The sequence below is a fragment of the Agrobacterium sp. LMR679 genome (assembly GCF_027157905.1).
GTDB lineage: Bacteria > Pseudomonadota > Alphaproteobacteria > Rhizobiales > Rhizobiaceae > Agrobacterium > Agrobacterium leguminum.
Genome location: NZ_JAPVOJ010000001.1, coordinates 2,276,053 through 2,289,886 on the forward strand (window position 1 = coordinate 2,276,053; position 13,834 = coordinate 2,289,886).

Below are 13,834 nucleotides of genomic sequence, written 5' to 3' on the forward strand. Positions count from 1 at the left end.
CTCTCCGCGTCGGGAGGGCCTTTTCCATATGGGCCGGTGAGGTCCGTTCGCCCTTGGGAAGGGTGTGAATACAGCGTCCCTGCTGCAAATCCGCACGGCCTTAGACAGAATTGCATTCAATGTGAGGAAACCCGGACGGCAGTTCGGGGTTAGTGCCGTATCACCGTTCATAAGGAGGATACGATGGACATCACCAGACGCACCATTCTCACCGCCAGCGCAGCAACCGCCGCCGCTGCAATCTTTCCCCGCCCGCACGTCGCGCGTGCCGCGCTGCCCTTGACGCAGCCCAAACTTCCTTTCGCCGAGGCCGATCTCGCGCCAGTGATTTCGGCGAAAACGGTGGGTCTTCATTATGGAAAACACCACAAGGCCTATTACGACAAGCTGAACGCGCTTGCCGCCGGCACGCCCTATGCCGACATGGAGCTGGCGGATATCGTGACGCAATCCGCCAAATCGAAAGAGGCGGCGGACGTCAAGATCTTCAACAATGCCGCACAGGCGTGGAACCATGTTGCCTATTGGGATCAGTTCGTACCGGGCGGGCCGAACCGGCCGACGGGCGATCTCGCCGCTTCGGTAGACGAGACCTTCGGTGGCTATGATGGTTTCATCAAACGCGCGGTCGATGTTTCCGATACGGTCTTTGGCACCGGCTGGGTCTGGTTGACGCGCGGCGACGACGACCGGCTCGCACTGATCGGATATGAGGACGGCAAAAATCCCGTCGCTGTCGGTCGCCCGGCCTATCTCGGCATCGACATATGGGAGCATGCCTATTACGTCGATTATGAAAATCGCAAGGCCGAACATATTCGCGCCGTGCTCGACAAGCTGGTCAACTGGCGGGTCGTCGAAGAGCGCCTGAAATCATAACGATCCTCTTTCTCCTGAAACATGCCGGGAGCGGCCGGCCGCCTGCGGGTTGCCCTGAGGTGCATTTTAGCTACTATGCACCCATGGCGAGGAGGCCATGTTACAGGAGGGTTCATGATTTACCGGTCTTCAAAACGGCGCATGGTGCTGAAACTTGCCGCTGCGGCGGTTTCTTTCGGCATGCTGGGAACGGCTGCGGTCGCGCAGGGCTTCCCCGATCGAACGATTACTCTGGTCGTTCCTTTCGCGGCGGGCGGCTCCACCGATGTGGTCGCGCGTGTTATCGCACAGAAGATGGGTGATGAGCTCGGCCAGCAGATCGTCGTTGAAAATGTCGCCGGGGCCGGCGGCAATCTCGGTGCCGACCGCGTGGCCCGCGCCGATCCCGACGGCTATACGATCCTGATGGGCACGGTTGCCACCCACGCCCTCAACCCGCTTATTCTCAAGACCAAGCCTTACGATCCGGAAAAGGACTTCACGCCGGTTTCGCTGCTCGTGGTGGTGCCGAATGTGCTGGTCGTCAATCCGAAGCTCAACGTCAACAGCGTGGCGGAACTGATTGCTCTCTTGAAGGCCGAGCCGGACAAACACGCCTATGCCTCTTCCGGCAATGGCACCCCGCTGCATCTTTCCGGCGAGCTGTTCAAGAGCATGGCCGGTGTCAGCATGCAGCATGTTCCCAACAAGGGCGCAGGCCCGGCGCTTAACGATCTGCTCGGCAACCAGATTTCCATCATGTTCGACAATCTGCCTTCTTCGTCCGGACATATCAAATCCGGCACGTTGCGGGCGCTCGGCGTCACGACCAAGGAGCGCGCCTCGTCCTTCCCGGATCTGCCGACAATCGCCGAGACGGTGCCGGGTTATGAGACCTACACCTGGAATGCACTCTTTGCGCCTGCCGGCACACCGGCTGAGGTGGTCGACAAGCTGAATGCCGCCGCCAAGAAGGCGCTTGCCGATCCGGGGGTTGCCGCACGCATGGCGGAATTCAGCGCCAAGATCGTCGCCTCTTCGCCGGATGAGCTGAAAACCCACGTTGCGGCGGAAATCGCCAAGTGGGGACCGGTTGTCAAGGATGCGAATGTGCAGATGGACTGACCGGTAACGGCAGATACCATCGCGATTTTCCGCCGCACGTCCTGCCGGTTGCGGACGGAAATAACGACCTGACGAAATCGTGGCCGATGCCGTTATCGCATCGGCCACGATTTATAGTGTCGCACCCAGCCGGTGTGGCGTTTCCGCATCACTCACCAGCCGGTTGCAAAAACCCGCTTGGCAAGCTTCAACCGCTGAGTTACAAATCTCATTACCGCGTCAGATCGAACAAAGGGAGGCGTTGCATGACACCAGCATTCTTCGAAACCCTCCCGCAGGGAATGACCCGACACTAGGTCATATCCATTCGCGGCCCGCCTTGAGCGCGCCCGACATGCGGTTTTACTTCCCCCATAGCCCGATTGATCTGACGGGATCACTTCGTCTCCCGCCCGGGCTGTGCCATCCAACTTCCGTTTTGAGGACCGGTCGCCGATTATAGGGCGCTGGGCTGGTAAAAATGACTCGCAAGAAGCTCGATTTCCGCGCCGATGCCTATCGACATGTGCTCGGCTTTGTTTTCAACCATTGGCGTCATCGGCCGGCGCTGGTGGGTTTCATCATCGTTCTGGTGATTGCCAGCACGCTGGCCGAAGTGATGGTGCCGGTCTTTTCCGGCCAGATCGTCGATGCCATTGCCGATGGCGCCGGGGCCGGCAACGGCGCGGGCAAGGCGCTGCGCGCCTTCGTCATCGTGGTGGCGCTGGGGCTGGTGAGCGTGGTGCTGCGCTGGTTCATCTTCAACGGCATCATCCGGCTGACGCTGAAGATCATGGCGGATGTCGCCAATAACGGCTTCCACAAGGTGCAGCGTTTCTCCACCGACTGGCATGCCAACAGCTTCGCCGGCTCCACGGTCCGCAAGATCACGCGCGGCATGTGGGCGCTGGATTCGCTAAACGACCTGCTGCTCGTCGCGCTTTTGCCTTCTATCGTCATGCTGGTGGGCGCCACCATCGTGCTCGGCAGCTATTGGCCGGTCATGGGCCTGATCGTCGGTCTCGGATCGCTGATCTATATCGGCGTCACCGTCGGCCTTTCCATGGGGTATGTGTCGCCGGCGGCAAGGCTTGCCAATGCCTGGGATACCAGACTTGGCGGCGCGCTGGCAGATGCCATCAGCTGCAATTCGGTGGTCAAGGCCTTTGGTGCCGAGACCCGCGAGGAAACGCGGCTGGGCCATGTGCTGGTGAAGTGGGATAACCGCACGCGCAGGACATGGAAGCGTGGCACGCTGAACGGCACGATCCAGAGCTTCATGATGGTCTCCATGCAGGCCGGCATTCTGGGTACGGGCCTCATCATGTGGCAAAAGGGGCTTGCGACGCCGGGCGACATTACCTTCGTACTGGCGATGTTCTTCGTGTTGCAGGGTTATCTGCGCGATGTGGGGCAGGATATTCGCAACCTGCAACGCGCCGTCAACGACATGGAAGAGCTGGTGCTGCTGGACAAGATGCCGCTCGGCATCGAAGACAGGCCGGATGCAGGGCCGATCAGGATCGGAAAGGGCGAGATCGTCTTCGATCACGTCACCTTCCAGTATGGCGCGCATCCCACGCCGCTCTACGATGACTTTTCGGTCACCATCAAGGCGGGTGAACGGGTGGGTCTGGTCGGCCATTCCGGTTCGGGCAAGACAACCTTCGTCAAGCTCATCCAGCGGCTTTACGACATCAAGTCGGGCGCGATCCGCATCGACGGCCAGAATATCGCCGGGGTCACGCAATCGAGCCTGCGCGGCCAGATCGCCATCGTGCAACAGGAACCCATCCTGTTCCACCGCACGCTGGCGGAAAACATCGCCTATGGCCGGCCGGATGCCACGCGGCGTCAGATCGAGCAGGCGGCGAAACAGGCCAGCGCCCATGATTTCATCATGTCCCTTCCCAAGGGTTATGAGACGATGGTGGGTGAACGCGGTGTCAAGCTGTCCGGCGGTGAGCGTCAGCGTGTCGCCATCGCCCGTGCATTCCTTGCGGATGCGCCGGTGCTGATACTGGACGAGGCCACTTCCAGCCTCGACAGCGAAAGCGAAGTGCAGATCCAGCAGGCGATGGAACGGCTGATGGTCGGCCGCACCACGCTCGTCATCGCCCATCGGCTCTCCACGGTCAGGGCGCTGGACCGGCTGCTGGTGTTCGACAGGGGCAGGATTGTCGAAGAGGGTGACCATCAGGCGCTGATCCGCCTCAATGACGGCATCTACCGTCGGCTGTTCGAACGGCAGGCGCTGGAGCTGACCAAGGGCCTGGTGGCCTGAAAAAAACGAAACGCCGGGGGGTATACTCCCGGCGTTCCCTTCCCGAACATTGACCCCGCGCCACGAACACGCCGCTTTTTTCGCGTAATGGCGTGTTCTGCGCAACACCAACAGGACGGTGAACCATGGATTTCCACCCGATCACAAAGCCGCAACGCCTTGTCATCAGGGGAACCCATATCCATGCCGCATTCCATCACTCTCTCGGACCTCTCGTGGTCGACACCTGACGGTCATCCGCTCTTTTCTAACATAAATCTTCGCTTCGGACCCGAACGCACCGGCCTCGTCGGGCGTAACGGTGTCGGCAAGACGACGCTCCTGAAACTGATCGCCGGCGAACTGTCGCCGTCCGCGGGCGCGGTTTCCGTCTCGGGCAGCGTCAATCTTCTACGCCAGAGCGTGCAGGTCGTGTCCGACGAGACCGTCGCCGACCTGTTCGAAGCGCGTGAGGCGCTGGAGGTGCTTGCCCGTGCGCAGGCGGGAACGGCCACTCTGGAAGAGCTTGAAGACATCGACTGGATGCTGGAGGAGAAAATTGCCGGGGCGCTCGCGCAGGTCGGGTTGGACGCCTTGCCCTCCACGCCGCTTTCGGCGCTGTCCGGCGGACAGCGCACGCGGGCCGCACTTGCGGCTCAAATCCATGCCGCGCCGGATTTCCTGATCCTCGACGAACCGACCAACAATCTCGACCGGGACGGGCGCATTTTCGTTGCCGATTTTCTGGCGGGCTGGCGCGGTGGAGCGATCGTCGTCAGCCATGATCGGGAGCTTCTCGAAACCCTCGATGCGATTGTGGAAATGACCACGCTCGGTGCCACCCGTTATGGCGGCAACTGGAGCCACTACCGCGCACAAAAAGCGCTGGAACTGGCCGCCGCCGAACAGGACTTCGCGAATGCGGAAAAACGTCTGTCCGAGGTAAAACGCAGATCGCAGGAGGCGCTGGAGCGCAAGGCCCGCCGCGATAGCAGGGGTGCTGCAAAAGCGGCGAGGGGAGACATGCCCCGTATCCTTGTCGGTGCGATGAAGAGGCGTGCCGAAAAGACGAGCGGCGACAACGCCAATCTGGCCAGCCGCCTGACGGCCGAGGCGACCGAAGACCTGAAGACGGCGCGTGAGCGGATCGAAATCCTGCAGGGCGTCAGTGTCACATTGCCGCCCAGCGGGCTGCACGCGACAAAAACCGTGCTCAGCCTGCAGAACCTGACCGCGGGGCATCGGGCCGAACACCCCGTGCTTCGCGATCTGTCCTTCGAGATCACCGGGCCGCAACGCGTTGCCGTCACCGGTCCGAACGGGTCTGGAAAAACGACGCTGCTTTCGGTGATCACGGGGGACTTGCCGCCATTCGAAGGCGCGGTGCATGTCGGGGTGAAGTCCGTGTTTCTCGACCAGCAGGTCAGCCTGCTCGATGCGAGCCTGTCAATCCGCGACAACTTCCTTCGGCTTAACCCTAAGGCCGGGGAGAATGCCTGCCGCTCCGCGCTTGCACGCTTCATGTTTCGTGCCGATGCCGCCTTGCAGATCGTTGCAACGCTTTCGGGCGGGCAGATGCTCAGGGCCGGTCTCGCCTGTGTTCTGGGAGGCTCCCAGCCTCCGCAATTGCTGATCCTCGACGAGCCGACCAACCATCTGGATATCGATTCCATCGCGGCGGTGGAGGCTGGCCTTCAGGCCTATGATGGCGCCTTGCTCGTGGCCAGCCACGATGAGGCGTTCCTCGCCGCCATTGGTATCGATCGGCGGCTTGAACTTGGGAAGTCAGAGATGCGTTCGATTTCTCAGTAGTTCACCGTCACGACGACCGTATCGGAGTAGTTTCCCGGCGCTGGCGTGTTCTGCGCCGGGACGCGGCCATAGACGGTCAATGTCTGCAGGCTGCCCGTTCCGGTGCCGGTGGCTATCTCGCCCGCCGCACTTCCCCAGACATTCGTGCGGTTCACATCGCGGTAGAGACCATAGGTTATCGATCCGCCCGCCTGCACCATCTGGCGCGCGGCTGGCGGGCTGTTGCTCAGTCCGCCATTGAGCGCCACACTGTAGTTCAGATTGGTGGTGCAGGTCAGATTGATCGCTCCAGTCGCATTGACTGCCGTGTTCAGCACGCCATGACTGCCGAAATCGATGTTCTGGGCCGAGATGATGCATGTGGGCGCCACTGCGGCCGACACGTTGAACGGCACCTGCGTGGGGTTCTGGTTCACGGAAGAGCAGCTCGGTGCAAGCAGGGTAAAGGTCGTATAGGTGAAGCTCGTTTCCGCGCCGGCGAAGCTGGAAAGATAAAGGCCGCGCGCTGCCGAGGCCTGACCGGCGATGATCCGGCCATAGACCGTGCGGCTCGTGGTGTTGATCAGGAGCGGCAGCGCCATGTCGATTGGCGGAGGCGAGCCGAGTGCGGGCTGCGTGACCGATCCCCATGAGGTTGTCCGCGCCGAGTTCTGGTAAAGCTGGTAATTGAGGATGTTGCTGCCCTGAAGCATGCGACGGATGCCGCCCGACTGCCCGCCGCTTCCGGCATTGATATTGGGGCAGATGCGGATGGAAAGCGCCAGCGACAGGGGGTTGGAGCAGGTGACTGACAATGTCGCCGTCGTGTCCACGGCGCTGCCGCTTGCAAGATTGACGAAGCCGAAATTCATGTCCGACATGCTGAAGGTGCAGCTTTGCGCCAGTACCGGTGAAGCCGGGAGGAAAGCGGCGATGGCAAGGGCGGCACGGGTCAGGACCTTCATTGGATGCTCCTGCATAGGGTTTCGAAAGTTGCGCGTGAGTTGCCAGCAGAGGGGAGGGTGATCTGTGCTTCGCATTCGCCCTTCGTCGGCTGCATGATGCGCAGCCGATGGGTTTCGCTGATATTGTCGAGATAGGCCTGTCCGTCATAACCGACGATGAAATCGCGCTTGCCGTCGATTTTGCCGGTCGATCCGGTTTCGATGAATTCGCCGTTCTCGTCTTTCAGCGTCACCAGCGCTACCTGACCCTCGGTTTCCACCTTGAAATTGACCACCGCGCCGGCCTGTTGCGTCGGCCTGACGGTCTGTTTCGTCCGGTCGATGCGGGCGTCGACCGGAAGATTGCTCGGGTCGAGCGTGATGTTGTTGACGTCATAGGAACGCAGGTTCGGGAGCAATATCTTGCCGCGGCGGTTGGTCTGGCCAATGGGGCGGTTTTCCAAAAGGATATCGACACCGGGCGCGCCCGCATCCACCACGGCGAAAGCGTCATCGATCCGGTTGCCGACAAAGACATCGCCGCCGGCGAGCGCGATCGATCCCTCGATCTGCGCATAGGCCTGCGTCGTGCGGTTGAATTGATCGACGCCGGCCGAAACGCGTGCGGCGCTGCCGCGGTAACTGCCGGAAACGGAAGCGATATCGTTGCCGCCGGTCGAGCCGCGCAGGCGCCAGCCATAACTTCCCTCGGCCTGCTCTTCGGATTTGCCGACCTCGGCCGTCAGCGAATATCCATCCGCATCCGACGACATGCCGGCCGAGCCGGAGACGCCGCCGCCGAACGACCAGGAGAGGCCCGCGAAGATGCCGTAGGATTTGTTGTCCTCGAGATCCTTATAGGCGGTGATGAAGATATTGCCGTTCTCGCCGAACGGCCGCGTGGCGGAAAGGCCGAGCAGCCGGGATCGTCTTTCATCGAAGGTTTCGAGTTCGGTATAGGAGAAATTGAGGCTGGTCTCATCAAAACCGAGCGGGGTGGAAACGGAAATCTGGTCGAGGGCACGCGGCGGCCGCGCGCTCAGCAGCCCGGATACCGTGCGGATATCGGACAGGTCGGCGGAGACGGAGGCCATATCGTGATAATCGCCGAATGTCCTTTGCGACCGCGCGTGAAATTTTACCCCCAGCAATTCCGCTTCGACGCTTGCGGAAAGCTGATAACCGCTTTCCGCGCCAAAGCGGCTCGATGCGCCCGAAACCGCCGCCAATCCCTGCGCTCCAAGGGTGAAGACGCCGCCAAAGCCGATATTGTAGAAATTCTCGCCGCCTTCCGCATGGCCTTCCAGCGTCAGACTGTCCGACACGCCATAACGCAGCGTCGCAGACCCCAGCGGTTTGTCATCGTAATCGAAAGACGAGGTTCCGTAATTGCGCCGGGCAAAGCCAAGCTCGGCCGAAAAATCGATGAGACCCTGCGCCAGCAGGTCCGGTGACGCATAAAAGGGCGTTTCGGACACGGTTTCGCGCCCCAGCGCATCCCGCACCACCAGCCGCGCATTGCCCGCGCCGCTGATGACAGGGAGATTGGTGATCGAGAACGGCCCTTCGGGAACATCCTGCGACAGGCGGCGGACATTGTTGACATAGACGTCGACGGTGGAGGGCACGGCGGCGGAACCGGCGAATTCCGGCATCGGCATGGTGACGATATCCGGCCGCAGGTCGAAATTACGGCGTATCTGCAGGCCGCCCAGCCGTGTCGGGCGTGTCCAGCTCAGCCCGCCGGTGATGAGGTCGCCGGCCCGATAGCTCGTCAGCGTGTCCTCGTCCGAATAGCTCCACGTGGTATCGAGGCGCTGGGTATCGAACTCCGACAGGCGGGACGTGCTCAGAACCTGCGATGAGGACAGCACGCCGAGTGGACCGAAGGCCCTGCTTTCCAAAAGGGCCGAGACACCGTTGAAATCGGCGATATCCGACCATTTGTTGCCGCCGGAGGAACCGTAGATCGTGTAATTCACCAGACCTCCAAAATCGCTCGTGGCCTTTTCCCGGGTCTCTTCGTCTTCTTCCTGCGCAATCTTGCCGGAGGCGTCGATCACCCTGTTCGCCCGCGCCGCCATCGGCAGGGTGAAATGCATGGACTGGCTGCCTTCATCGTAACGCGCCACCACATCCGGCAACCGGGAAACATCGATCCAGCCATCATCGCCGGCAGCGCTCTCAACCGGGGAAATCCCGATATTCGTGAGCTGTTCCGGCTCGATGAGAAACGATCCGGCGTCGTTTTGACGAAATGTGGCGATCAGTTCTGTCGAAACATCGTTGATGTAGACTTCGAGCTGCAACTGTCCCGCTTCTTTTGCGGCAAAAGAGGCCGGTTGCGCCGCAGGGGGAATATCCTGCGCCACGGAGAAACTGCCCGATGAAATGACCGTCAGAGCGGCAATCGTCAAAACGGCGAGATCAGCCGCCCGAGACGCGCGCCGTCGCATTGACGGGGCCGCCTTCGCTGTCTGCCGAAATCTTCAGCGTGCCGCCGCCTTTTTTGCCGCCCGTTGCCGGAACCACAAAGCTTGCGGCGGATCCGCCAAGCACATATCCCACCAGCCCCTGCTGCCGGGCAATCGCCTGCCCGTTGCTGCCGGAAAGCATCAGGTTGGCGATCCTTATCCGCTTTGCGCCCGTGTTGGACACCGAGACCCGGTAGCCATTGCCCTGCGGCGTTACCTTCCAGGCCGGTTCCGCATCGCCTGTGGAGGCGGGTGAGAAGAAAACGGGTATGGAGTGGCGCACCACCAGATTGACCGTGCCGGATTGCGGTCTTCCCGCCGGTGGCAATTCGTCGACGATGACGCGGTAACTCTCTTCGGCTTGAAGCGGCGCCTTGGAAAGCCGGACGATGCGGATGAGGTTTTCCGCGCCTCCCTTCAGTTGCGTCATCGGCGGGCTGGCGACGACGTCCTGCGCCGCCGTATAGACGTCCTGCCCATTCTGCTGGGTCCAGCGGAATATCCTGACCTGAACGTTGATCGGGGTTTTCGCATCGTTCCAGATGCGGAGGCTGGAGGCCGCGGTGGGCGCTTTAAGATCCAGAAGCACGGGTGCGACCCGTAGCGAGGCAGACTGTGAAGGTGAAACACTCAAACCGGCAAAAAACGCAGCCGCTAAGGTAAAAACACGCATGCGCGATCCTCCCTGTGGCGATCAGTAGTTGAGCGTGGCCGTCACCGTATCGGTATAGACGCCGACCGCGGGTGTCGTCTGGGCGGGAACGCGCCCAAAGACAGTGAATGTCTGCGGCGCCCCGGTTCCGGTTCCCGTTTGCCGGTCCGTTCCCACGGTGTTCCCCCACACCGTGCTATGTGCCGCAGTCGTATAAAGCGAGTAGGAAATGGTCGCACCCGCAGGCGATGTCATCAGACGGTTGGCGACCGTCGCCCCCGAGCCGGCGCCGGCGCTGAGACCCAGACTGAAGGGTGTGCTGGCCGTGCATTGCACGATGATATCGCTGGTCGCATCGATATTGCTGCCGATCACGCCATTGGTGCCGAAATTGAGGTTACCGGCGGAATTGATCTGGCACGCCGCCTGAATGGTGATCTGGACGTTGAAATTCGTCGTGGCGACCTGCGCGACGCCCGATGCCGGCGTGAGAACCAGCGCCGCAAACGATAATAGATAGCCTGATGCTGCAAACTTCATGCTGCCTCCCCAAGCTGCTGCGCTGCTGATTTTTCGGTGCGCAACATGGAATTACGCCAATAACGGGTAATTAGAATAATCTAATACTCGTACCGATTTGGTTAATAAATCCTTAATGGCGAATGCCTGAAAAACCACTGGCTGAAATGCAGTGGGCGCCACAATCAAAAGTGTCGCGGCGCGATTGCAAAGCACAGGATCGACGCTAAATCCCGTCTACGAGTTTTTTACTGAAATGCGACATCTTGTCAGCCGGCCCCGGTTGGCGTACTCGAAATCGATAGAAACCCGGGCCGATCAACAGTACCGTTCGGTGACGCTGTGTTCGGCCCCATAGACATCATGACGTTGGGATTGCGATGAACCTTTACTTGGATTACCTGGCTGAAATCAAAAGCAGAGAACCACAGGGTCTCGCGCCCAAGCCGATCGATGACGGTGCACTGACGGCCGAGATTATCGAGCTGATCAAGGATGCGGGCAGCGAGCACCGCGCTGATGCCCTGAAATTCTTCATCTACAACACCCTGCCGGGCACCACGAGCGCCGCCGGCGTCAAGGCGGCCTTCCTGAAGCAGATCATCCTCGGCGAAGTCGTCGTGCCGGAGATCACGCCTTCCTTCGCGCTGGAGCTGCTGTCGCACATGAAGGGCGGCCCGTCGATCAAGGTGCTGCTCGATATCGCGCTCGGTAACGATGCTGCGATTGCCACTGAGGCCGGCGAAGTGCTGAAGACGCAGGTCTTCCTTTACGATGCCGACATGTTCCGCCTGCGCGACGCCTACAAGGCCGGCAACGCCATCGCCAAGGCCGTGCTGGAAAGCTACGCCAAGGCCGAATTCTTCACCAAGCTTCCGGATGTCGAAGACGAGATCAAGATCGTCACCTTCATTGCCGCCGAAGGCGATATTTCCACCGACCTCCTGTCTCCCGGCAATCAGGCGCATTCGCGCTCGGACCGCCAGCTGCACGGCCAGTGTATGATCTCGCCGGAAGCGCAGGCGGAAATCGTCGCGCTGCAGAAGCAGCATCCGGACAAGCGGGTGATGATGATCGCCGAAAAGGGCACGATGGGCGTCGGCTCGTCGCGCATGTCGGGCGTCAACAACGTGGCGCTGTGGACCGGCAAGCAGGCCAGCCCCTATGTGCCCTTCGTCAATTACGCCCCCATCGTCGCAGGCACCAACGGCATCTCGCCGATTTTCGCCACCACCGTCGATGTGACGGGCGGCATCGGCATCAACCTGAAGAACTGGGTGAAGAAGCTCGGCGAAGACGGCAAGCCGATCCTCAACAACGATGGCAACCCGATCCTCGAGCAGAAATATTCGGTCGAGACCGGCACCGTCCTCAAGATCGACGCCAGGAACCGCAAGCTGCGCGACGAGGCCGGCACGGAACTGGTGGATATCGCCTCTTCCTTCACGCCCCAGAAGATGGAGTTCATGAAGGCCGGCAGCTCTTACGCTATCGTCTTCGGCAAGAAGCTCCAGACATTCGCGGCTGAAACGCTCGGTGTCGAGACCACTCCGGTCTTCGCACCCAACAAGGAAATTTCCATCGAAGGCCAGGGTCTCACCGCCGTCGAGAAGATTTTCAACCGCAACGCCGTTGGCGTGACGCCTGGCAAGGTGTTGCACGCCGGCTCCGACGTTCGCGTCAAGGTCAACATCGTCGGCTCGCAGGATACGACTGGTCTGATGACCGCGCAGGAACTGGAAGCGATGGCGGCCACCGTCATTTCGCCGCTGGTGGACGGCGCCTATCAGTCCGGTTGCCACACGGCGTCCGTCTGGGACAAGAAGGCGCAGGCGAATATTCCGAAGCTCATGTCTTTCATGAACAATTTCGGCGTCATCACCGCGCGCGATCCGAAGGGCGCCTATCACTCCATGACGGACGTGATCCACAAGGTGCTGAACGACATCACCGTGGATGACTGGGCGATCATCATCGGCGGCGACAGCCACACCCGCATGTCCAAGGGCGTTGCCTTCGGCGCTGACTCCGGCACCGTCGCACTGGCGCTGGCAACGGGCGAGGCGACCATGCCGATCCCGCAATCGGTCAAGGTCACCTTCAAGGGCACGATGCAGCCCTATATGGACTTCCGCGACGTGGTGCACGCCACGCAGGCGCAGATGCTGAAGCAGCACGGCGACAACGTTTTCCAGGGCCGCATCATCGAAGTGCATATCGGCACGCTGCTCGCCGATCAGGCCTTCACCTTCACCGACTGGACGGCCGAAATGAAGGCCAAGGCGTCGATCTGCATCTCGCAGGACGAAACGCTGATCGAGTCGCTGGAGATCGCCAAGTCGCGCATCCAGATCATGATCGACAAGGGCATGGACAACCCCGCCCAGACGCTCAAGGGACTGATTGCCAAGGCGGATCAGCGCATTGCCGAAATCCGCTCCGGCGAAAAGCCGGCGCTGAAGCCCGATGACAATGCGAAATATTTCGCCGAAGTCGTCGTGGATCTGGACGTGATCGACGAGCCGATGATCGCCGACCCCGACGTCAACAACAACGACGTGTCCCGACGCTACACCCACGATACGATCCGCCCGGTCTCCTATTACGGCGGTACCAAGAAGGTCGATCTCGGTTTCGTCGGTTCGTGCATGGTGCACAAGGGCGATATGAAGATCGTCGCCCAGATGCTGAAGAACATCGAGAAGTCCGAAGGCAAGGTCGAGTTCAAGGCGCCGCTCGTCGTCGCCGCGCCGACCTACAACATCATCGATGAGCTGAAGGCGGAAGGCGACTGGGAAATCCTGCAGAAATATTCGGGCTTCGAGTTCGACGATCTGAAGCCGAAAACCACCAACCGGACGGAATACGAGAACATTCTCTATCTCGAACGTCCGGGCTGCAACCTGTGCATGGGCAACCAGGAAAAGGCCGAAAAGGGCGACACCGTTCTTGCAACCTCCACCCGGCTGTTCCAGGGCCGCGTGGTGGAAGATACGGCTGAAAAGAAGGGTGAATCGCTTCTGGCCTCCACTCCGGTCGTTGTGCTCTCGGCCATCCTCGGCCGCACGCCGAGCATCGAGGAATATCGCTCTGCCGTCGAAGGGATCGACCTGACGAAGTTTGCCCCGCCGAAGGTAACGCCGATCGATCCGCAGTCGGTCCATTACTGAGGCCGTGATTATCGCCGTGCGTGGGCTACAGGCTCCGCGCTGGCGATGCACTGAAAATG

At 60.8% G+C, this 13,834-nt stretch carries 9 protein-coding genes; 5 read left to right on the forward strand and 4 right to left on the reverse strand.

Going from position 1 to position 13,834, the window contains the following annotated elements:
• Nucleotides 1–183: 183 nt before the first annotated feature.
• The 4 genes from O3W47_RS10500 (at nt 184) to O3W47_RS10515 (ending at nt 6,037) form a co-directional block, all read left to right on the forward strand.
• Nucleotides 184–879 (forward strand): superoxide dismutase, encoded by a 696-nt coding sequence (locus tag O3W47_RS10500; protein ID WP_127757101.1) that lies wholly within the window; start codon nt 184–186, stop codon nt 877–879.
• Between the two features lie 114 nt (nt 880–993).
• Nucleotides 994–1,983: a Bug family tripartite tricarboxylate transporter substrate binding protein gene (locus O3W47_RS10505; RefSeq protein WP_269313665.1), complete on the forward strand. Its 990-nt coding sequence runs from the start codon at nt 994–996 to the stop codon at nt 1,981–1,983.
• Nucleotides 1,984–2,443: 460 nt separating this feature from the next.
• Nucleotides 2,444–4,246: an ABC transporter ATP-binding protein gene (locus tag O3W47_RS10510; protein WP_269313666.1), complete on the forward strand. Its 1,803-nt coding sequence runs from the start codon at nt 2,444–2,446 to the stop codon at nt 4,244–4,246.
• A 183-nt stretch (nt 4,247–4,429) separates the two neighbouring features.
• Nucleotides 4,430–6,037, forward strand: coding sequence for an ABC-F family ATP-binding cassette domain-containing protein (locus O3W47_RS10515; RefSeq protein WP_269313667.1), 1,608 nt, complete (start codon nt 4,430–4,432; stop codon nt 6,035–6,037).
• Here the strand turns inward: O3W47_RS10515 and O3W47_RS10520 are convergent.
• Genes O3W47_RS10520 through O3W47_RS10535 form a run of 4 tightly spaced genes read right to left on the reverse strand, consistent with a single transcriptional unit; the run spans nt 6,031 to nt 10,626 of the window.
• Nucleotides 6,031–6,981, reverse strand: a complete 951-nt coding sequence (locus O3W47_RS10520) for a Csu type fimbrial protein (RefSeq protein ID WP_135397716.1) — start codon at nt 6,979–6,981, stop codon at nt 6,031–6,033. The two genes, O3W47_RS10515 and O3W47_RS10520, sit on opposite strands and share 7 nt — an antisense overlap.
• Nucleotides 6,978–9,416 (reverse strand): fimbria/pilus outer membrane usher protein, encoded by a 2,439-nt coding sequence (locus O3W47_RS10525; protein ID WP_262530616.1) that lies wholly within the window; start codon nt 9,414–9,416, stop codon nt 6,978–6,980. Before O3W47_RS10525 ends, O3W47_RS10520 begins: the two co-directional genes overlap by 4 nt.
• Nucleotides 9,388–10,107: a fimbrial biogenesis chaperone gene (locus O3W47_RS10530; protein ID WP_269313668.1), complete on the reverse strand. Its 720-nt coding sequence runs from the start codon at nt 10,105–10,107 to the stop codon at nt 9,388–9,390. Before O3W47_RS10530 ends, O3W47_RS10525 begins: the two co-directional genes overlap by 29 nt.
• Nucleotides 10,108–10,128: 21 nt before the next feature.
• Nucleotides 10,129–10,626, reverse strand: coding sequence for a Csu type fimbrial protein (locus O3W47_RS10535; protein ID WP_080818902.1), 498 nt, complete (start codon nt 10,624–10,626; stop codon nt 10,129–10,131).
• 359 nt (nt 10,627–10,985) lie between these two features.
• Between O3W47_RS10535 and O3W47_RS10540 the strand changes: the two genes are divergently transcribed.
• Entirely contained in the window at nt 10,986–13,775 is a 2,790-nt protein-coding gene (locus O3W47_RS10540) for a bifunctional aconitate hydratase 2/2-methylisocitrate dehydratase (protein WP_269313669.1), read from the forward strand.
• The last annotated feature ends 59 nt before the right edge of the window (nt 13,776–13,834 follow it).